The organism is Microbacterium sp. I2 (genome assembly GCF_051364985.1).
Lineage (GTDB): Bacteria > Actinomycetota > Actinomycetes > Actinomycetales > Microbacteriaceae > Microbacterium.
Genome location: NZ_JBLWIH010000007.1, coordinates 242789 through 263002, shown reverse-complemented (window position 1 = coordinate 263002; position 20214 = coordinate 242789). Strand labels below are relative to the sequence as shown.

Annotated in this window: 17 protein-coding genes; 9 read left to right on the top strand and 8 right to left on the bottom strand. The window is 69.3% G+C overall.

The features are described from left to right. The first annotated feature begins 1 nt into the window (after position 1). Complete coding sequence (rplI, locus tag ACLKM7_RS06310) at positions 2-454, top strand: 50S ribosomal protein L9 (protein ID WP_436446306.1); 453 nt, start codon at positions 2-4, stop codon at positions 452-454. A gap of 272 nt (positions 455-726) precedes the next feature. Here the strand turns inward: rplI and ACLKM7_RS06305 are convergent, their stop codons facing one another. Next, on the bottom strand, positions 727-2376 hold the full coding sequence (locus tag ACLKM7_RS06305; protein WP_436446305.1) for a beta strand repeat-containing protein: 1650 nt from the start codon (positions 2374-2376) through the stop codon (positions 727-729). Between the two features lie 100 nt (positions 2377-2476). Continuing rightward, positions 2477-3475 (bottom strand): hypothetical protein, encoded by a 999-nt coding sequence (locus tag ACLKM7_RS06300; protein ID WP_436446304.1) that lies wholly within the window; start codon positions 3473-3475, stop codon positions 2477-2479. A 588-nt stretch (positions 3476-4063) separates the two neighbouring features. Here ACLKM7_RS06300 and dnaB point away from each other — a divergent pair. Next, positions 4064-5437: a replicative DNA helicase gene (dnaB, locus tag ACLKM7_RS06295; RefSeq protein ID WP_436446303.1), complete on the top strand. Its 1374-nt coding sequence runs from the start codon at positions 4064-4066 to the stop codon at positions 5435-5437. A 71-nt stretch (positions 5438-5508) separates the two neighbouring features. Here dnaB and ACLKM7_RS06290 read toward each other — a convergent pair whose 3' ends face one another. The 6 genes from ACLKM7_RS06290 to ACLKM7_RS06265 all read right to left on the bottom strand — a co-directional run bounded on the left by ACLKM7_RS06290 (position 5509) and on the right by ACLKM7_RS06265 (position 12597). Then, positions 5509-5871, bottom strand: a complete 363-nt coding sequence (locus tag ACLKM7_RS06290; protein ID WP_436446302.1) for a hypothetical protein — start codon at positions 5869-5871, stop codon at positions 5509-5511. Positions 5872-5998: 127 nt separating this feature from the next. Beyond that, entirely contained in the window at positions 5999-6799 is an 801-nt protein-coding gene (locus tag ACLKM7_RS06285; protein ID WP_436446301.1) for an SDR family NAD(P)-dependent oxidoreductase, read from the bottom strand. After that, positions 6796-7749: an aldo/keto reductase gene (locus ACLKM7_RS06280; protein WP_436446300.1), complete on the bottom strand. Its 954-nt coding sequence runs from the start codon at positions 7747-7749 to the stop codon at positions 6796-6798. The genes ACLKM7_RS06285 and ACLKM7_RS06280 overlap by 4 nt, the downstream gene beginning before the upstream one ends. Positions 7750-7824: 75 nt before the next feature. After that, entirely contained in the window at positions 7825-10416 is a 2592-nt protein-coding gene (locus ACLKM7_RS06275) for an exo-alpha-sialidase (protein WP_436446299.1), read from the bottom strand. Positions 10417-10447: 31 nt separating this feature from the next. Next, positions 10448-11659, bottom strand: a complete 1212-nt coding sequence (locus ACLKM7_RS06270) for an alcohol dehydrogenase catalytic domain-containing protein (protein ID WP_436446298.1) — start codon at positions 11657-11659, stop codon at positions 10448-10450. 83 nt (positions 11660-11742) lie between these two features. Continuing rightward, on the bottom strand, positions 11743-12597 hold the full coding sequence (locus ACLKM7_RS06265; RefSeq protein WP_436446297.1) for a PIG-L deacetylase family protein: 855 nt from the start codon (positions 12595-12597) through the stop codon (positions 11743-11745). Positions 12598-12773: 176 nt separating this feature from the next. Here ACLKM7_RS06265 and ACLKM7_RS06260 point away from each other — a divergent pair, with 176 nt between their 5' ends. From ACLKM7_RS06260 to ACLKM7_RS06230, 7 genes are read left to right on the top strand one after another with little or no spacing between them, the layout of a single operon-like run. After that, positions 12774-13580, top strand: a complete 807-nt coding sequence (locus ACLKM7_RS06260; protein ID WP_436446296.1) for an IclR family transcriptional regulator — start codon at positions 12774-12776, stop codon at positions 13578-13580. Beyond that, positions 13577-14428 (top strand): amidohydrolase family protein, encoded by an 852-nt coding sequence (locus ACLKM7_RS06255; RefSeq protein WP_436446295.1) that lies wholly within the window; start codon positions 13577-13579, stop codon positions 14426-14428. Before ACLKM7_RS06260 ends, ACLKM7_RS06255 begins: the two co-directional genes overlap by 4 nt. Positions 14429-14466: 38 nt before the next feature. Further along, entirely contained in the window at positions 14467-15792 is a 1326-nt protein-coding gene (locus tag ACLKM7_RS06250) for an aspartate aminotransferase family protein (RefSeq protein ID WP_436446294.1), read from the top strand. A 1-nt stretch (position 15793) separates the two neighbouring features. Continuing rightward, positions 15794-17362 carry an N-acyl-D-amino-acid deacylase family protein gene (locus ACLKM7_RS06245; RefSeq protein WP_436446293.1) on the top strand — a complete coding sequence of 523 codons (1569 nt, stop codon included), beginning with the start codon at positions 15794-15796 and terminating at the stop codon, positions 17360-17362. Continuing rightward, positions 17355-18371 (top strand): Gfo/Idh/MocA family protein, encoded by a 1017-nt coding sequence (locus tag ACLKM7_RS06240; protein ID WP_436446292.1) that lies wholly within the window; start codon positions 17355-17357, stop codon positions 18369-18371. The genes ACLKM7_RS06245 and ACLKM7_RS06240 overlap by 8 nt, the downstream gene beginning before the upstream one ends. Next, positions 18368-19327 carry a hypothetical protein gene (locus tag ACLKM7_RS06235; RefSeq protein WP_436446291.1) on the top strand — a complete coding sequence of 320 codons (960 nt, stop codon included), beginning with the start codon at positions 18368-18370 and terminating at the stop codon, positions 19325-19327. The genes ACLKM7_RS06240 and ACLKM7_RS06235 overlap by 4 nt, the downstream gene beginning before the upstream one ends. 18 nt (positions 19328-19345) lie before the next feature. Further along, a complete protein-coding gene (locus ACLKM7_RS06230; protein ID WP_436446290.1) occupies positions 19346-20191 on the top strand; it encodes a fumarylacetoacetate hydrolase family protein in 846 nt (281 codons plus the stop codon). Positions 20192-20214: the final 23 nt, after the last annotated feature.

Genomic DNA, 20214 nt, shown 5'->3' with positions numbered 1-20214 from the left:
CATGGCAAAGCTCATTCTCACGAACGAGGTCGCCGGGCTCGGTGGCGCCGGTGACGTTGTCGAGGTCAAGAACGGGTACGCCCGCAACTACCTCATCCCCCAGGGCTTCGCTGTTGCGTGGACCCGCGGTGGCGAGAAGCAGGTGGCGTCGATCCGCGCCGCCCGCGAGTCGCGTGCGATCCACGACCACGAAGAGGCCGTCGCTCTCAAGGACGCCCTCGAGTCCAACAAGGTCCGCCTCGCCGTCAAGGCGGGTGCAGAGGGTCGCCTCTTCGGTTCGGTGAAGACCACCGACGTGGCCGACGCCGTCAAGGCCGCGGGCCTGGGCGACCTCGACAAGCGCAAGATCCACATCACCTCTCCGATCAAGTCGGTGGGAGAGCACGAGGCGACGATCCGTCTGCGCGACGACCTCACCGCCGTGATCACCCTGCAGGTGGTCGCCGCCAAGTAAGGCGCGAACAGCAGAACGGATGCCGCGGACCGGTGCTTCTGAGCACTGAGTCTGCGGCATCCGTCGTTTAAACAGAACGGATGCCGCGAGCCCCCCGGTTCGCGGCATCCGTCGTCTGTTGATCCGGATCGCAGCGGCCCGATCCAGGCATGGTGGGTAGCTGCGATCCGGAAGAGAGAGGTGCGGGAGGGCCGGCTGGGGAACGGCCCTCCCGCGTGCTCACGCGGGTGGGGGCGCGGGGCGTTCGGGGAACGCGAGGTGCCCCACGCCCTTTACGCGGAGCGGCGCCGCGACACGCGCGCGATCACGCCTGCCATCAGGAGCAGCAGCCCCATCAGCAGCGCGGGAAGCGCGCCCGCTCCTCCTGTCGTGGCGAGTCCAGAGGCGTCACCGGCCGCCGAGCTCGATCCCGTGACGGTGTTGTTGCCGCCGTCACCGGGGTTGCTCGGAGTGCCCGGGTCCGTCGGGTCCGTGGGGTCCGTCGGGTCCGTGGGATCGGTCGGGTCCGTGGGATCGGTCGGATCGGTCGGGTCCGTGGGATCGGTCGGATCGGTCGGGTCCGTGGGATCGGTCGGATCGGTCGGGTCCGTGGGGTCCGTGGGATCGGTCGGGTCGGTGTCGCCGAGCAGGTCGGTGAGCAGGTCATCGACGAGGCCGGTGTTGTCGGTCGCATCGGCGACGTTGTCCGCCGCGTTCTGCACCGTGTCCGAGACCGCACCGATCACGTCGCCGCCGTTGAGCAGCTCGTCGACGATCGTGCCCGCGTCATTGAGCCCGTCGTTCACGAGACCGTCGATCACCTGGTCGGCGGTGTTCTCCGTCGCGTTGGTGATCGTCGTGCCGAGGTCGGAGCCGAGGTCCGACACCGTGGTGCCGAGGTCCTCGATCACGTTGTCGATGTCTCCGTCGAGCAGGTCGTCGATCGTGTTGTCGCCGTTGTCGACGAGGTTTCCGACGAGTCCGCCTTCGACGAGGATGCCGTCGCCCACGACGTCGTTCAGACCGGAGTCTTCACCGAGCAGGCCATCCAGGATGACGCTGCCACCGGTCGTTCCGGTTACGCCGTCCAGCAGGTCGCCGACCGGGTCGGTGACAGGCGCGACCGTGCCGTCGTTGCCCAGGATCGGGTCGAGGACGCTGTCACCGGCGAGCCCGTCCAGGAGGCCGTTGTCTTCGGTCAGGCCGGTCAGCAGGCCGTCCGCGTCATCGACCGGCGTGGCCGGCGTCGACGTCGGGCCGCCCTCGAGAGTGGTCTCGAGTGCGTCCTGGGCGAGGCCGGTGGTGTCCGTCGCGTCGGCGGTGTTGTCGCCGAGGTTCTGGACCAGATCGCTCAGGTCCCCGCCTGCGTCGCCACCGTTCTGGACTCCGTCGAGGAGGTCCACGGTGTCGGTGAGCAGGTCGTCGACGATGCCGTCGATCACCTGGTCGTCGGTGTTGGCCGCGGCGTCGGTGACCGTCTCACCGAGGTCGGCACCCAGGTCCTCGACGGTGGTGCCGAGGTCGGTGACGGCCGCGTCGAGGTCGCCGGCGGCGACATCGTTCACGACCGCATCGACGTTCGATGCGACGTTTCCGACGGTGCCGCCCTCGACGAGCGCACCGTCCCCGACGACGTCGTTGAGAGCGCTGTCGTCGCCCACGAGTGCGTCCACGACGGTGGTGCCGGCGGTGGTGTTCGTGACTTCGTCCACGACCTCGGCGACGGCGTCCGTCACGGGAGCCACTGCCCCGTCGTCGCCCAGGATCGGCTCGACGATGCTGTCGCCGACGAGCGAGTCGACGAGTCCGTCGTCGGCGACGACGGACGAGAGAAGGTCGGGATCGGTTGGTGGTTCGGCCGCGTTGGCGACCGTCGCGCCGAGCAGCGTGATGCCGCCGGCGAGAAGCGTGCCCCAGAGGGCGCGCTTGATGAAAGTGCGCATGATGTTCCCCTTAATGGATTGATCGGAAGACAGCGCGTGAGGACGCGCCGACGCTCAGCCGCCGATGCTCGCAGAGGCGAGGAAGGCGGCGGTGAGCCGATCAGTCAGGGGAGACGTCGGTGGAACCGACAGGCGCCGGCGGGGCGTCATCGTCCTCGGGGCCGGCTCGATGCGTCCAGGCACGGTCTGCATCGAGGGGTCCGAGGGCCGAGATCGCCCAGGCGCCGGGACCCGCACCACCGGGTCCCGCGGAAGAAGAGGCGAGGCAGAGTCCTGCCCCGTTGCCGGGCACACCAGAGGTGCCGGGCAGGGTCGCCGAAGGGGCGACCGAGCTGTGGACGACGGCTGGGTCGCCATCGGAAGACCACGCCGCCGAGAGGGATCTCGGCTTCGCGTAGGTCACGGCCGCGGCATCCGCCACCGTCTGGGTGAGCGCGTCGGCCGCGAGGATCTGACCGGCGTCGGTCTGCCCGGGCAGAGCCGGGACAAGCGGGAGATCCGGGATGCCGGGAAGCCCCGGCGTGCCCGGGGCGCCCGGGGCGCCGACCGGGGGCTGACCCACCGTGGCGCCGGTCTCGTCGACCGCGTCGACGACGCCGCCGAGAGTGTCGTCGACGGTCTCGCTCAGATCGGTGACAGCATCGTCGAGTCCGATGCCCGAGACGATCCCGCCGACGACGGGAACCTGGGTGACGACATCGACCACGGGCTGCGTGATGCCGCTGACGACGCCGCCGGCGACGACGTCCGAGACTGGCTGGGTGACCGCGGTGACGACGGCGCCCACCGACTGGACGACCTGGCTCACCGGCTGCTGCACGGGAGCGGGCGCCACGTCGACGACGCTGTTCACCACGCCGGTGACTCCGGACGTCACGCCGGAGACGGTGCCGGTGACGGTCGACGCGGTCTGATCGACCAGCGATGTCACAGCACCGAGAGCACCCCCGAGCAGGCCGTCGTCGGACTCCGCTGCGTTCGCGTTCGAGGCGCCGAGGCCGAGCACGAATGAGAGAACGATCCAGGCGAACGTGGCAGCGACCCCGATCAGGGCCACTCGCACGACCTTGGGCAGCTGCCTCGAGGTTGCGATCTCCACGTTCACCTCCCACGACGATCAACGCCACACGCTCCGGGCGGAACGTGCGTGAGGGTGCCTGGATCTCAGAGAGTACGCCTCCGAGCGCTGCGTGTCCAGCATTCTCGCGGGTTGTCGCGGGTCGCGGCCTCGTTGTGCGATGACATGCGCGTATTGGCGCTGAATCGCCCGAACTTTGTACACAGGCGGGTCGTCGGCGCACAACCTTCAAGCGGCACTTCAACCACATCTTCCTCCACAGGCTGTGGAACTGGAAAGCGCAGGTCAGGGGCGTGATATTTGACCCCTCCCTACGAAATGGAGGAGTTTGTCCACAGCGGTTGTTCACAGGTCTGTCGGCGTTTCTTGCAGACTCTCCACATAGTTATCCACAGGCTGTGTTGCGTGTCTGCGAGGCTGTCCTTAGCGTGGGGTGCGGCCCACTCGGGAAGGGCGTCCGCGGGTGCGTGACCAGCGCCGCTCCTCTTCGACATCGTGCGCCACGGCGGTGAGTCGCTCGCGTCTGCCCGTGGTATCGCCCCATTCGGCCGGGCGATGTCGGACCATGCCCGGATGATGTGAACGACCGATCAGGAGGACTCGCACCCTATGTCGATCGCTGACATCTCCGAAGAGCGCATGGGCGGCCCGCGCGAATACGAGCGCACTCCCCCACACGACCTGCTCGCCGAGCAGAGCGCCCTCGGCGGGATGATGCTGTCCAAGGATGCCGTCGCCGACGTGATCGAGACGCTCCGAGGCACCGACTTCTACATCCCGAAGCACGAGCTGATCTTCGAGGCCATCCTCACCCTCTACTCGCACGGTGAGCCGACGGACGTGGTCGCCGTCACCGACGAGCTCATCAAGACCGGCGAGCTGCAACGCGCCGGGGGCGCCGACTATCTGCACACCCTCACGTCGATCGTGCCGACGGCGGCGAACGCCGGCTACTACGCGTCCATCGTGTCCGAGCGCGCGCTGCTGCGCCGCCTCGTCGAGGCCGGCACCAAGATCGTGCAGATGGGCTACTCGGGCCAGGGCGAAGCGCTCGATCTCGTCAACAACGCGCAGGCCGAGATCTACTCGGTGACCGGCACCGAGGCGGCCGAGGACTACGTGCCGCTGACGATCGCGGTGGATGCGGCGGTGGAAGAGATCGAGGCGGCTCGCGGTCGCGACGGTCAGATGACCGGCATCCCCACCGGCTTCGCGGGTCTCGACCAGCTGACCAACGGCCTGCACCCCGGGCAGATGATCATCATCGCGGCGCGTCCCGCGATGGGTAAGTCGACGCTCGCCCTCGACTTCGCCCGTGCGGCGGCGATCAAGCACGACATGCCGACCATCTTCTTCTCGCTCGAGATGGGGCGCAGCGAGATCGCGATGCGCCTGATGAGCGCCGAGGGTGCGGTGCCGCTGCAGTCGATGCGCAAGGGCACGCTCGACTCTCGCGACTGGACGACGATCGCCGCGACCCGCGGACGCATCAACGACGCGCCTCTCTACATCGACGACAGCCCCAACATGACGCTCGTCGAGATCCGGGCGAAGTGCCGCCGGCTCAAGCAGAAAGCCGGACTGAAGATGGTGGTCATCGACTATCTGCAGCTGATGACGTCGGGCAAGCGCGTCGAGTCGCGTCAGCAGGAGGTCTCGGAGTTCTCGCGGGCGCTCAAGCTTCTGGCCAAGGAGTTGCAGTGTCCGGTCATCGCACTGTCGCAGCTGAACCGTGGTCCCGAGCAGCGCGCCGACAAGAAGCCGGCCCTGTCCGACCTGCGTGAGTCCGGCTCGATCGAGCAGGACGCCGACATGGTGGTGCTCCTGCACCGCGAAGCCGCCTACGAGAAGGAGAGCCCCCGCGCCGGCGAGGCGGATCTCATCGTCGCCAAGCACCGTAACGGCCCGACCGACACGATCACGGTCGCCTTCCAGGGCCACTTCTCCCGCTTCACCGACATGGCGCCGGGGGACTTCGGATAGGGCGAGGGGAGATTCGTCCACCCGGGTGATCGACGACGCGTCGAACTCCGGGTGAGCCGACCGGCTCCGGCTCAGTCCAACTCGGGCGCGATCGCGAGCATCGTGTGCTGACCGTTCAAGCCCTCGACCATGACGAGCGTGCAGGCCGTCACCCGTCCGCGTGTCACGCTGTCGACCGCCAGATCGGGCAGCGGCTCGAAGGGGTAGGGGTTCGCGAAGAACGGCAGACCGCCATTTCCACCTCGCGACACGTGGGCGTGATTGAGATACCGGATGCCGGTGTCGAGATCGAGCAGGGCGGGATAAGTGAACGGCTCGAAACGCGCGTCCTTGTGCCGCTTGTTCTCCGGGCGCGGATCGGCGAAGCGCGTGATCTCGACCCGATGGCCGACCGGGATGGGCGCGGGAAAATTCACGGCGAGGTGAAGAGCCATGCCTTCACTCTGTCACGTCGATGTCGCCCGGCCGTCGCTGTGGTGCCCCCGGGTCCCGGTGGCACCACAGCATTCGGCCCATCGACGATGGGCGCGAGCCCGGCATCCGTCTCGGTTCGGCTCGGCGCTACCAGGCCGTCCAGCCGCCGTCGACGACGAGCTGCGTGCCGGTGACGAAGCTCGCCGACGGCGAGGCCAGGAAGACGACGGCACCGGAGATCTCGCCCGCGCGCCCCACCCGGCCCAGCGGAACCCGCGACGCGAGGTTCTCTACGAAAGTCGTCTGGGAACCCTGGCCGGCGGGGTTGGGAAACGGACCCGGGATGACGGCGTTGACGGTGATCCCGTGCTCGGCGAGCCGTACCGCCTGATAACGCACCAGCTGGCCGACGCCCGCCTTCGCCATGCCATACTCCACCGGATTGATGGGGATGCCGGCGGGATAGTTCGCCGGGTCGGGGCTCACGACGCCGTACATCGATCCGAACTGGACGATACGGCCACCGCTGCCGCCCGGTTGCGAGAGCATCGCCCGCTCTGCCGCGCGACCGAACCAGAAGGCTCCCTGCAGAGTGACCGCCACCCCGGCGGCCAAGCCGGGGGCGTCCAGTTCGTCGTAGGTCAGCCCGGAGTGCGTGGCACACAGATTGACCGCGATGTCGAGCCTGCCATGCCGCTCGACGATGTCTGCCGCCTGCCGGTCAGGCGCGTCCGCGTCCGCGACGTCGAGTTCGAGGGCCTCGGCGAGCAGGCCGTCCACTGTCAGTTCGTCGGCGATCCGCTGCGCCTCGCCGAGTCGTCGATCGGCGACGACGACGTGCGCCCCGTGCTCGGCGAGTGCCCGCGCCACTTCGCTGCCGAGCAGACCGGCGCCGCCGGCCACCCACGCCACCTGACCGGTGAGGTCGAAACGATGGGCGTTGATCATACGTGCTCCACTTCGTACGTCGGCCACAGGGCCGGGTTGACCAGGTTGAGTGTGCCTGCGGGCAGGACGCCCGCCACCGCCTCGCACTCCTCCCGCGCAAGCGGGCCGCGTGCGACCTCGTCCGCCACGCCATCCAGCTGCGCTGCCGAGCGGACGCCGATGACGACGGCGTCGATCCACGGCTGGGCGAGCGCATAACCGATGCAGAGGCCAGCGGGTGTCCGGCCTGTCTCGGTGGTGAGCCCTGCGATGCCGGAGGCCGCTGCTCTCGCGCTCGGCTCGGCGCCGCTCGGCCACAGCGACGGCTCCGGATGCAGCAGCAAGCCCTGCAGGAACACCGATCGCGCGACGATCGTGACGTCCGGGCGGGCCGCGAGCGCAGCCTCGACGTCAGCACGCAACCAGCGTCTGTCGAGCAGGTTGAACGGAAGCTGCACCGCGCCGAGGTCCGTGACGGCAAGGGCCGCGACGAGTTCAGCGGGTTCGGAGACCGAGACGCCCCACGTGGTGAGCAGGCCGTCGTCGCGTGCCGATCGAAGGGCGCGGACGGCCGCCCCTTCTGCACGGGACAGGTCGACGGCGCGGTGCAGCAGCACCGTGTCGACGCGCTCGGCGTGCAGGTGCGTCAGCGAGGCTGCCAGACTCGCGCGAACCGCGGCCTCGACGCCTCGCGCGTCATCGAGGTCGGTCAGGGGCAGGGCCTTCGTCACGAGGGGAAGCTCCGTCGCCACTCCCGCTGCTCGCGCCCGTCCGATCACGGCCTCGCTGGCGCCGTAGGCTCGCGCCGTGTCGACGGCCGCGCAACCCAGGCGGGCGGCAAGGTCGAGTACAGCCCGCGTCTCGTCATCGGTCGGGGCGGGCTTGCGGCGACGGCCGTATGGCTGGCCTAACTGGGCCGCCCCGACGATGAGTCGCGAGGCTGGGCGAGCCGCCCGGCCAGGTTCAACCATGCGCGTCCGTTCTCTGCGGTGGGGTGGTGGGCTCGACGGGAGTACTGTCGGGTCCGTCGTCTCGGGGTGCGTCCGTCAGCGGGTGACGGTCACCGTGAGCGGTTGGCTCTCGGTCGTTCCGGCCGCGTTGCGGAACTCGACTGTGTACACATTGGCTCCGGGCTGCTTGCCGGTGACCTCGAGGGTTGCGACCTGCGCCGACGGGGTCGCCGCCGTGAGGTCGCCGGATGCGACATCCACCCCGTTCTCGCGGAAGACGTACGATGTCGCGTTGGTGCCCCACCAGAGATTCGCGCTGACCGTATAGGTGCCGTCGCCGTCCTTGTTCGGCGCGCTGAGCACGGGGCGGGCGGGGGCGGCGTCGGTGACCTCGATCCTCAACGGAGCGAGCTTCGAGGATCCCCTCGAGTTGATGAGCTCGCCGGTGAACTCGTACTCACCGTTCGGCAGGCCCTCGATCTTCACGACGGTGTGCTGCGCGTGGGGGGAGTCGAGGTCGAGCTCCTGTACCGCGACGAGATCGCCTTCCCGGTAGAGACGGAAGATGCTCGCGTTCTCGCCCCACCAGAGGTTCATCGATACCTCGAAGTTCCCGTCATGAAGGCCCGTGTTCCAGCCCTCGTTCGATGAGAGCTTCCCCGCGGCCGGGGCGGCATCGGCCCCGTCCGCCGGCCGGTAATCAGCCGCCGTCGTGAAGACCGCGGTGAGCGTGCGCGCCGTTACGTTGTAGCCGAGGGTTATGAACTCACCCGGCGCGATCTCGACGCTGGACGGGTTGCCCTGATCGCCGTTGCCGGCGTCGTAGATCGGCACCGCGTTCGCAGCGTACCCATCCCAGTCCATCGCCGGGTCCTCGATCAGCACGCCCTGCGTCGGACGCCCCGCGAGCTCCGGGTTGCCGTAGGTAAGCAGCACTTGCCCCGCTTGCGTGTACAGCTGGTGGTGCGACTGGGCGGGCAGGTCGGTGGCGACCGGATCCGACCAGGTGCGGCCGTCATCGAAGGACCGACTCAAGTAGGCCCGGATCGGCGACGAGGTCGAGCGGCTCAGCGCGACGATCTCGCCCGAGGGCAGCGGTGTGAGGTTCGGTTCCTGGAACTTGATCACCGGGTCCGCGGCCACGGTGATCGTCTCCGGATCCCACGTGAGGCCGCCGTCGGTGCTGCGCACGACGGACGAATGCTCCGGAGTTGTCATGTCGGGTGCGCCGTAGAGCGGCGCGAGCAGGTCACCGTTCGAGAGCTGGACGATCGGTCCGTGGCTGGCAGCCCACCCCTCGGCCCTACTGGTCGAGCTGCTGAGGTCGTTGGACACGAAGATCGGGTCCGACCAGGTCTCCCCGCCGTCGGTCGACCGGACGAGGAACGGCTGCACCGCGGTCGGGCCCGCCCAGTTGTAGTCGAAGTAGGTGAGCAGGATCGTGCCATCGGTCAGTTGCACGAGCTTCGGGTCGCGTGCGTCGTGGGGCACATCGACCGCCATAGCGGAATCCGTCCATGTCTCACCGTCGTCGCTCGAGGTGGTGACCTTGATGTTGCCGCTCGGGGCGGTGTGCCCGCTCGCCTCGTAGTAGGCGACGAGCAGTCGGCCGTCGTCGAGCTTGATCACGTCGGGGAACCGGATCTGCACGCCCTGCGGCGCCGTCGCGACGGTCACGTGCCGATAGGCGTTGATGGTGATGAACTGCTCCGCCACCGATTCGATGCCCGCGGCGTCGGTGACGACTGTGCGCAGTGTTCCGCTCAGTGCCTCGGGGAAGATGTGGGTGATGGATGCCGTCACCCATCCGTCGCCGTCGGCGCCGCTGAGCGACACCGGGAGCTGCTCGCCGATGAACGTGCTCACAACCGAATAGCCGCTGGGGTCTCCTCCTTCCGCGATGCGGAACCGTGCGATCGGGGCGTCGACGACCTCGACTCCCTTCACGGCCCCGGCGAACAGGGGTTCGATCGGCACGCCCGCGAACGCGTCTTCGGGCAGAGCACCGGCGACTGCGAGGTCGTCCACGTAGAAGTCGATCCCGGTTGCGGCGGTGCCGGCGGAGGCGAAGTACACGTTCCCCATCGCAGTGGATGCCGCGACACGGACGGTGGTCTGGAAGCGCATCCCGTTCACGATGAGTTCCGCGCGCTCGAGGGTCGCGTTGATGGTCACGTCCTGCCACGCACCGAGTGTGGCGCCACCGGGAACGGACGCGATGGTCGCCCACCCGGAGCCGTTGTAGGCCTGCACCCGTAGGTCAGGTCCGTCCTGGGCGAAGACGAATCGCCACACCCCATTGCCGTTGTCGCCGGGGCCGCCCATCAGGGCGACGATCATGCTGTTCGACAGCTGAGCCGGTGAGAGCCGGAACGCCACGGAGCGCTCGGTCGACAGAGGGTACGCGCACTGCGTGCGTGTCTGTGCCGCCGCCGTCTGGTCGTTGAGGCGCATGGCCCGGTTCGAGTCGGCCGCTCCGCCGAAGGCTGCCTGGGCGACGGTGACGTCGCCGACGCTCGTGCACTCAGCCGGTGCCGTGCCGACAGGCTCAGCGTCGAATGTGCGCACGGTTGCGTCTGCGGGCGCTGCGGACGCGACCGTGGCCGGGAGGACGGCGAGCGCGAGGCCGATCGTGGCGACGACCGCGACGGCCCGTCGCCGGAATGCACGCGGGGTTTGGGGTTTCATCTCCAGCTCCTGTTCCTGTTCACCTGTTCGATCAGTGGTCTGGGTCAGTACCGGCCGAGGTCGTCCGACGGACGGCGCTCCTCGCCGGCTCGCCACGGGTGTGCGAGCGGTCGGGAAGAAGGATCTGGCGGATGGCCCGGCCTTCGGCGAGGGCATCCATCGCGTCGTTGAGATCGTCGAATCCGATGCGGCCCGAGATGAGCCGCTCGACGGGAAGTTGGCCCGCTCTCCACAACTCCTCGTAGCGGGGGATGTCGCGGGAGGGTACCGACGAGCCGAGGTAGCTGCCGACGATCTGGCGCGCCTCCGCCGTGATGGTGAGTGGAGACAGCTCGGACCGCGCGGATGGAGGAGGAAGCCCGACGGTGACTGTCGTGCCGCCGGGTGCGGTCGCCGCGAACGCCGTCTCGAAGGCGCGCGGATGGCCCGCTGCCTCCACGACGACGGGTGCCCGGACTCCGCTGCTCTCGAGATCGGCAGGAGTGAGGGCGAGTTCGGCGCCGAGTTCGCGCGCGATGGCGAGCTTCGACCCCAGCGCGTCGACGGCGATGACGGGATGCCCCGCGCCCGCCGCGACGAGCACTGCTGCCAGGCCCACCCCACCGAGCCCGACGACCATGACAGGCTCCCCCGGGGCGGGACGACCGGCGTTCAGGACCGCTCCGCCGCCTGTGAGCACCGCGCAGCCGAGCAGGGCCGCGACCTCGGCCGGCACATCGGGAGAGACTCGCACCGCCGAACTGCGGTGCACAACGGCGTGAGTCGCGAAGCCCGAGACACCGAGATGGTGATGGATCGGCGCGCCATCGCGGCGCAATCGCCGCTCCCCGCCCAGGAGCATGCCCTCGCCGTTGGCCTCGGATCCGCGTCGGCACGGAAGGCGACCGTGGGATCGGCATCCGTCGCAGTCGCCGCAGTGGGGAAGGAAGGTGAGCACCACCCGGTCGCCGACCTCGAGGTCGGCGACTCCGTCGCCGAGGCGGTCCACGATCCCTGCCGCCTCGTGTCCGAGCAGCATCGGGGTCGGCCGGACGCGGTTCCCGTCTACGACGGACAGGTCGGAGTGGCAGATGCCGGCCGCTTCGATGCGCACCAGGATCTCGCCCCGACCCGGCGGAGTGAGGGTCAGTTCGCTCACCGTGATCGGACGCGATGCGGCGAACGGCCGGGCGCGCCCGACGTCCTCGAGCACCGCTCCGGTGATCGTGAGCGGCGGGTACCGCGTCGTGGTCGGGGTCATCATCGAGGGCCGCCGATCAGTCCAGGCTGAGGCACGCGCACTCGACCATCACGGCGCGGGTGGGACGCGGCATCCGGAACGTCATCTCATTCGCCCACGCGCATCGGGAACTGCGCACGCAGATCAATCTGCGAGTACGTCACGTGGCGCGTGAGCGGGTCGGCTTCGCGCGCTGCGTCGGTGACGGTGAGCAGCGGGTGGGTCTCGCTGTTGAGCCGCACGAAGGCCTCGGCGAAATTGACGCCCGCGGCGCGGCCGAACTCGCCGTTGTTCGCTTCGATGAGCTTGCGGGCGAAGAGCCCGGAGTAGCCCTGGCTGTCGAAGCAGTCCATCGCGGCGATCTTGCGGTCCACCACCGGCGTGATGTCGACGAAGTAGTCGTTGCGCAGGCCGTAGTAGCTCAGCGCGTCGTTGCCCGTCGCCTGCAGCGAGGTCATGAAGATCTGCTTGACCCAGGTCTCGGAGCGGCCGTCGAGATTCTTCAGGAACATGCCCGCGCGTGCGACCGCCGCCAGTGCCATGGTGCTGATCACCGTGTGCGTGTCGGTGGCGAACACCGGGTTCTTCGGGTAGTCGCACAGGATGACGTCGGGCGCCTCCAGGGCGATCGTCTCGGCGATCTGATCGACGGCGTCTTCGCGCACGGCCGCGAGGTTGTCGTCGTGGTCGAGGGTGATCAGCTTGCGGATGCCGACGATCTCGGCCGCGCGCTCGAGCTCACCCTTCTTGTGGCCGATGATCTCGTCCACACCCGCCGCGGCGATCGCTTCGTCGGGAGCGTTCTTGCGCCACTCCTCCGCGTAGCGGTTGGCGTGGATGCGGCCGCCGTGCGTCACGATGAGCGCCGTGATGTCGTCTCCCGCATCGGCGTGACGGGCCAGCGTTCCCCCGCAGTTCGTGATCGTGTCAGCGGGGTGGGCGTAGACGGTGAGGATCTTCATGTGGTCTCTTCTTCGCTGGGAACAGTGCTGAGCGTGAGTATCTGCACGGATCGGGGTTCCATGTCCAGACGTTCCATGTCGAAACCCCGAACCGTGACTTTCGTTCCATGTCGCCTTACGAACTCGTTACATGGAACGGGGTTCCATTTCATTCGGGACGGTGCGAGTATGCCGACGTGGAACAACGTGCCATGTCGTATCACTCACAGGGGCTCAGCCGCGGGCTGGCCATGCTCCGGCTGCTCGGCGCTGCCGACGGTCCGCTGACCCTCGCGCAGTTCGCGCGCATGCTCGACCTTCCGAAGTCCACCCTCGTGCGCATCCTCGCGGTCATGGAGGAGGAGGGCTTCGTGCGCCGGTTCGGCGCCCCGCCGGCTTACTCGATCGGGCACACGGTGCACGAGATCGCCGAGCGATACCGCCCGCCGAGCGTCGCCGAGGTGTCCGCACCGGTGCTTCGCCGGCTTGCCGAAGAGGTCGGATTCACCACGAACGTCGGCGTCCTCGACGGTCGCTTCGTGCTGCACCTGCATGTCGAGGAGCCGCAGCGGGCGCTGCGATTCGCCACCAGCGGCACCCTCGAGTTCGCATACTGCACCGGCCTGGGCAAGATGCTGCTCTCGACGCTCCCGGAGGACGAACTCGCAGCGCACCTGCCGGAGCAGGACCCCTACACGGGGTGGACGCCCACGACGATCACGACGCGCTCCGAACTCGACCTCGCCCTGCAGCGCATCCGGAAAGCCGGCTACAGCGTGGACGACGAAGAACGCAACCGCGGCGTCACGTGCATGGCCGTGCTGCTGCCCTCCGGCGGTCCGCCCGTGATCTCGCTGTCGGTCTCGGCACCCACCGGCGAGCTCCAGCCGGCCGATCAGAAGCGGATCCTTCCCATCCTCAATGCGGCCGCCGCCGAACTCGTGGCCGAGCCGCGATTCGAGAGCGCGCTCAGCGCGCTGCGCACCCGAATGGCCATATCGTGATCGTCGACGTCCACAGCCACTGCCATCAGCCCGAGCACTGGGGCCATGAGCACGAGGAGAACTGGCAGGGGGCGTACGGCGGCGAGCCGTACCCCGTCGTGACACCCGAGTCGTTCGACCGGGTCATGGGCGAGGCGGGCGTGGATGTCGCCATCGTGTTCGGCCTCGCCGCGTCGCGGGCGGGCGTACGCACGCCGAACGCCTTCACCGCCGACTTCGTCTCACGGATGAACACGCCCGCGATCGGCTTCTGCTCCCTCGACCCGCTGGACGCGGACTGGCGCGAGCAGGTAGAGGAGGCCATCGAGCTGGGGCTGCGCGGTGTGAAGCTGTATCCGGTGCTGTCGCTGTTCGATCCTCTCGCGCCGGATTTCGACGATTTCTACCGGCTGCTCTCGGACAACGCAATGGTGGCGCTCTGGCATATGGGCGCAACCCCCAGCCCGGCCGGGCGTCTCGCCGTCAGTCAACCGCTCGTCATCGACGAGGTCGCACGGCGGCATCCGGACCTCACGCAGGTCATGGCGCACATGGGCCATCCGTGGCAGCGCGACGCGAACGTCGTCCTCCGCAAGAACCGCCGCGTGTTCGCCGACGTCTCGGGCGTGCCGTCCCGCCCGATGGACGCCTACCTCGCCCTGGTCAACGCGCAGGAGTGGAACACGGTGCCGAAGCTGCTCTTCGGCTCCGATTATCCGCTGTGGACGCCGGCAGAGGCGATGAGCCGGCTGCGCGGCATCGCGCAGCTCCGTGCGGGCGACCTCCCGCATGTGCTCGAAGAGACGGTCGAGAGCATCATCCACCAGGATGCGCTGGCCCTGCTGGAACTCGAAGACCCTCGCGCCTGAGCGCTTCTCGTCCGACCTGAAACACCAAGGAGATCTACGTGACATCGGCCTCCCGCGCCCTCGCCGAGGCGGCAGCGCGCATCATCCCCGGCGGAGTCAACTCCGCCACGCGCAGCATCGGAGCCCCCTGGGCCTTCGCATCCGCGCACGGGGCGACCCTCACCGACCTCGACGGGAATCGCTACACCGACTACCACGCGGCGTTCGGCGCGATCCTGCTCGGTCACGGCGACGAGCGCGTCAACAGCGCGATCACCGCCGCGATCGGCGACATGGATCTCGTCGGCCTGGGAACGACGGAGCTCGAGGTCCGCGCGGCCGAGCTCGTTACCCACGCGATTCCGTCGGCCGAGATGGTGATCTCGACGATGAGCGGTTCGGAGGCGGTGTTCCAGGCCATCCGTCTGGCGCGGGGAACCACAGGCCGACGGTACGTGGTGAAGTTCCAGGGATGCTTCCACGGCTCGTACGATGCGATCGCCCGCAACGTGATCTCCAGCCCCGAGCTCGCATGGCGCCGCGACCCGAACTCGAGCGGCATCCTCGACGACGCCATCGATCACACCCTGATCGCCGAGTTCAACGACCTCGCCTCCGTCGAAGAGCTCTTCGCCGCTCATCCCGATGACATCGCCGCCGTCATCCTCGAGCCCGTTCCGCACAACGTCGGCGCTCTGCTGCCCGAGCTCGCTTTCCTGCAGGGTCTGCGCGACCTGACGGCCGCGCACGGGAGCCTGCTCATCTTCGACGAGGTCATCACGGGGTTCAGGCACGCCCTCGGCGGCTACCAGGAGATCTGCGGCGTGACCCCCGACCTCACGACGTTCGGCAAGTCGATGGGGAACGGATACCCGGTCGCTGGCCTCGCCGGGTCGGCGGAGGTCATGTCCAACTTCACGCCCGCGGGGGGCACGGTGATGCTCGCCGGCACGTTCAACGGCAACGCGGTGTCGATGGCTGCCGCGATCGCCACGATGACAGTCCTGAAGGATCCGGAGGTCGACTTCTACGGTCACGTCTACCGTCTCGGCGACCGGATGCGAGACGGTCTGCGACAGATCACCGCGGCCCACGGCATCCCCGCCGTCATCACAGGTGTCGGCTCGGTCTTCATCGCGTACTTCCTCGACGGAGAGGTGCGAGGCTATCGCGACCTGCTGCGCAACGACGACGATGCTTACGCGACGTTCCACCGCCGGATGATCGGCAAGGGCTCGCTGATGTACCCCATGTCGCTCAAGCGCAACCACATCTCGCTCGCCCACACCGAAGCCGACATCGATCGCACCCTGGATCAGGCCGATGAGGTGCTGGGTGCGATGGCCAGCGAGGGCGCCTTCGCGCTGCTCGGGGAGCGTGCCTGAGATGACCGCTCCGCCCGGCCCTGTCGCGCTCGTCGGCGGGCTCGTCGCCGACGGGTTCGGCGGTGAGCCGCGCATCGCCGATGTGATGATGGCGAATGGGCAGATCGACGCGATCGTTCCGGCCGGCCATCGTCCTGCGGGCGGATACGACGCCCTTGTGATCGACTGCGCCGGTCGCGTCGTGGCTCCGGGATTCGTCGACATCCACTGCCACTCGGACCTGAGTCTGATCGCATACCCCGGCAACGCGAGCCGCGTGACACAGGGTGTGACCACGGAAGTGGTCGGCAACTGCGGCATGTCTCCGGCGCCGGGCAACCGCGATCGACTGGGCCTCTCGCGGATCATCGGGCCCGTCGACGTCACTCCGGGCCTCGACTGGACCTGGAACGACTTCGCGGGCTGGATGCAGGCGCTTGACGACGTGCCCACCGCGACAAACGTCGCAGTCCAGGTCGGGCATGGATCCGCACGGTTCGCGGTGGCCGGCCTCGCCGCGACAGCGCTCGGCACGGAGGGGCTCGACGCGCTGGAGCGCGAGTTGTCCTCCGCCTTCGAGAGCGGCTGTGTCGGAGTGAGCCTCGGCCTCATGTACGCGCCCGGCGAATCCTCCGGGGCGGCTGAACTCCAGCGCGTGGCGGGAGTCGTGGCGGCCCACGACGGAGTGCTGTCCGTGCACCTCCGGGACTATCGGGCCCGAGCGCTGCGCGGCGCGATCGACGAGGTGGCCATCCCGGCAGCGCGCGCCGGCGCACGGCTGCAGATCTCCCACCTGCGGGCGATCGGCGGCGAGGACGGGTTCGCGGAGGCCGTCGACCACATCGACAGGCTTCGCAGCGCCGGTGTCGACGTGGCCGCGGATGCCTACCCGTACGTTCACGGGCACACGACACTGGTGCAGCTGCTTCCCAGCGCGGTGCGCGCCGCGGGGCCCGATGCCGCCATCGCCGCCGCGGTCGGAGATCCGGCAGGGGTCGCGCGTGCCCTCGCCGATACCGGCACCACCCCCGAGCAGATCATCGTCATGAAGGCCGCAGCGACCCCCGAGGCTGTCGGCGTCTCTGCGGGCGAGCACACGGAGGACCCGTGGCGATGGCTGGTAGATCTGCTCATCGCGAACGACGGCCTCGTCGACGTCGCGGTCGAGAGCGGTCGCTGGGCCGACGTCGACCACGCGCTGCGGACGCCGTGGGTGAGTGTCGCCTCGGATGGGACCGCGCTCGACGCGAGCCACGCGGCATCTGCGCCGCACCCCCGGTCGTGGGGCGCCTTCTCCGCGGGCTACCGGCGGATGCGCGACCTCGGCGTCTCCGTCGGCGAGGCCGCGCGTCGCATGTCGAGCGCCCCGGCAGCGCGTGTCGGACTGCGCAGCGGCATCGCGCGCGGCGCCCGCGCCGACGTCGTCGTCTTCGACGACGCGCGGTTCGACTCTGCGGCGACCTTCGCGCGTCCGGCGACGGCGTCCTCCGGCATCCACCACGTGTTCGTCAACGGCGTCGCCGTGATGGAGGGTGGTCGACTCACCCCCCATCGCTCCGGCGCACTCCTTCGAAAGGGACGCAATGAGTGAGGCATCCCGGCCTCTGGGAATCGGCATCGTGGGGGTCGGCGGAATCGCCGTGTCCCACATGGCGGCGCTGCGCGCCATGCCCGAAGCACGACTGGTCGCGGTCTGCGACGTCGACGCCGCACGGGCAGCGGAGGCGGCACACGTCGAACGCTGCACGCCGTACGACGACGTCGAGGTGCTGCTGGCCGACCCGTCCGTCGACGCCGTCATCGTGTGCACCCCGAACATGACCCACGAAAGCCTCGGCCGCACCGTGCTCGCGGCGGGCAAGCACCTGCTGATGGAGAAGCCGCTCGCCATGACGAGCGCCGGGGCGCGCGCACTGCAGCGCGAAGCCGCCGAGCGCGGACTCGCGCTCGCGGTCGGTCACAGCCACCGGTTCTCGGACCAAGGGCTGGCGATCCGCGACGCCATCGACGCCGGCGTGATCGGAACGCCCCGGTTCGTGCGCGTGGCCATGAACGGCGGATGGATCTGGCCGGGGTGGCAGTCGTGGGTGCTGAACCCGGAGCTCTCGGGCGGCCACTCGCTCCACAACGGCGTGCACCTGGTCGACCTCGCCTCGTGGTGGATCGGCGAACCCGCCGTCAGCGTGTTCGCCGCCGGGCAGAAGGCCACCAGCGCGGCGCTCGGCATCCACGACTACCTCGTCATGGAGCTCGGCTTCGCCTCGGGCGCAGCCGCGGTCTGCGAGATCAGCCGCGGCGAACGGCCCCGATCGGCGTCGTACCTCGAGCTCACGGTCGTCGGCACCGAAGGGGTGCTCGCGCGGGAGTGGGATGCCGAGGGCCTGCTCGCCTGGACCGACACCGGCCTCGCGGCCTGGGGCGTGGACGGCGCCGGGGCGCGTACCTTCCGCCGCGAGCTCGAAGGATTCGTGGATGCCGCACGCGGACGCCGCCCGGTCGTGCCGCCCGTCGCGGCGGCCGTGCACGCCGTCGACCTCGCGGTCGCATCGGAGCGGTCGCTCGCGACCGGCGACACCGTCCGGATCGAGGAGGCGGCATGAGCGGCATCCCCGTCCTCCTCGCCGGCACGCTCGGAGCCGGGCGACAGCACCATCAGGCCGACATGTGGGCGCCGCGCCTGGCCGCCGCGGGACTCGCGCCTGTCGGCGTGTGGACGCCGCCGACGGTCAGCGACGAGGCGGTCGCGCGTGCGACCGCCCTCGCGACCGCCCTCGGCGTCGGGCTCGAGGTCTCCGAGCGGCCCACCGCCGCGGCATCCGGTGCCGTCGTATGCCTGCGCGGCGCAGACCGGCTCGCGTTCGCGCGATTCGCGGCGGATGCCGGGATCCCGATGCTCCTCGACAAGCCGACGCTCGACGACACCGCAGATCTCGAGGCGTTCGCGGCCGCGGCCGGCACGGTCGTTCCGGGGCACCACTTAAGTGCGCACGCCGGCTTCACACGCGCGCTGTCCGCGGTGCGCGGCGCCGAGATCGGACTGCTCCGCGCCGTGCATGTCGACCTCGTCGTGGCCGCCGGTGACGGGCTCAGCCCGGTCGGGGAGCTGCGCAACCATGGCGTGTACCTGGTGGACCTGCTCCGCCAGGCGACGGGCCCCGCCCAGGTGCGGCTCCAGACCCACGGCAGCCGTGAGGCCGACGCGTTCACCTTCCTCGGTCAGACCGAGCGCGACGTGATCGTGAGCATGCACGTCTCCCGGACGGCGGAGAGTGCCGGCGGCAGCGGGGTCCTGCGCTGCGTCGTGCGTCTGGTCGGTACCCATGGTTCGCTCCTCGCCGACCTGGCTCGCCCGTCCATCGAAGTCCACACACCCCGAGGACGCGACGTCCTCCCGTTCGGCGAGGACTCGGTGACCGCGCTGCTCGCGCGGTTCGCCGAGACGATCAAGGGCCGGCATCGGCCGGCCGCGGCATCCGATCTCGTCACGCTGTCTCGCGCGCTCGACGCGATCGCCGAATCGGCGTCGAGCGGCAACCCGACCACACTCACCTGGTGATCCCGGAGGAACCGAAACATGAAATGGCTCGCATTCGACGATGAAGGAACAGTGCGCCACGGACGCATCGACGGCGGCGAGGTCGTGGTGACCGGCGACGGCGACCTGGCCGGAGTCGTCGCCGGGACCACCGAGGAGCGCGAGGTGTCGCGCGTGCCGCTGGCCGGCCTGAAGCTCGTCGCCCCGCTCACCGCGCCGGGCAAGGTGATCGCGGTCGCCGCCAACTATCAGGCCCACGTCGAGGAGGGCGGTGGGAAGGCCCGCGATGTGGGTACGGCCTCGCCGCGGCTGTTCCTCAAGCCTGACACCAGCATCGTCGGTCCCGACACCGCCGTCACGCTCAACCCGATCACCCGCGAGCTCGACTGGGAGGTGGAGCTCGCCGTCGTGATCGGTCGCACCGCCCGCGGTGTCAGCGAGGACGAGGCGCTCGAGCACGTCTTCGGCTACGCCACCAGCAACGACCTGTCCGCACGCAGCCTCGATCTCGGGTTCGAGCGCGACGGCGAGGTGTGGACGGGGTTCTTCGACTGGCTCGAAGGCAAGTGGCTCGACGGCTCCGCCCCGTTCGGACCGTGGATCGTGACGGCCGACGAAGTCGGCGATCCGCAGGCGTTGCAGCTCACGCTGCACGTCAACGGCGACCTCAAACAGACCGGAAGCACGGCCGACATGGTGCACAGTGTCGCCGAGCTCGTGTCGTTCAGCTCGAGGCTGATGACGCTCAACCCGGGCGACATCATCCTCACCGGAACGCCCGCAGGCGTGGGTGCCACCACCGGCACCTTTCTGAATCACGGCGACATCGTCGTCGCTGAGGTGCAGGGACTCGGTTCCCTCACCACCCCGATCGTGGCGGCCTGATCACCCGGCGCGACGCACCACCA

Coding starts and splice junctions, on each gene's coding strand:
- rplI (WP_436446306.1), top strand. CDS start 2: ATGGCAAAGCTCATTCTCACGAACGAGGTCGCCGGGCTCGGTGGCGCC.
- ACLKM7_RS06305 (WP_436446305.1), bottom strand. CDS start 2,376: ATGCGCACTTTCATCAAGCGCGCCCTCTGGGGCACGCTTCTCGCCGGC.
- dnaB (WP_436446303.1), top strand. CDS start 4,064: ATGTCGATCGCTGACATCTCCGAAGAGCGCATGGGCGGCCCGCGCGAA.
- ACLKM7_RS06290 (WP_436446302.1), bottom strand. CDS start 5,871: ATGGCTCTTCACCTCGCCGTGAATTTTCCCGCGCCCATCCCGGTCGGC.
- ACLKM7_RS06285 (WP_436446301.1), bottom strand. CDS start 6,799: ATGATCAACGCCCATCGTTTCGACCTCACCGGTCAGGTGGCGTGGGTG.
- ACLKM7_RS06280 (WP_436446300.1), bottom strand. CDS start 7,749: ATGGTTGAACCTGGCCGGGCGGCTCGCCCAGCCTCGCGACTCATCGTC.
- ACLKM7_RS06275 (WP_436446299.1), bottom strand. CDS start 10,416: ATGAAACCCCAAACCCCGCGTGCATTCCGGCGACGGGCCGTCGCGGTC.
- ACLKM7_RS06270 (WP_436446298.1), bottom strand. CDS start 11,659: ATGATGACCCCGACCACGACGCGGTACCCGCCGCTCACGATCACCGGA.
- ACLKM7_RS06265 (WP_436446297.1), bottom strand. CDS start 12,597: ATGAAGATCCTCACCGTCTACGCCCACCCCGCTGACACGATCACGAAC.
- ACLKM7_RS06245 (WP_436446293.1), top strand. CDS start 15,794: ATGACCGCTCCGCCCGGCCCTGTCGCGCTCGTCGGCGGGCTCGTCGCC.
- ACLKM7_RS06240 (WP_436446292.1), top strand. CDS start 17,355: ATGAGTGAGGCATCCCGGCCTCTGGGAATCGGCATCGTGGGGGTCGGC.
- ACLKM7_RS06235 (WP_436446291.1), top strand. CDS start 18,368: ATGAGCGGCATCCCCGTCCTCCTCGCCGGCACGCTCGGAGCCGGGCGA.
- ACLKM7_RS06230 (WP_436446290.1), top strand. CDS start 19,346: ATGAAATGGCTCGCATTCGACGATGAAGGAACAGTGCGCCACGGACGC.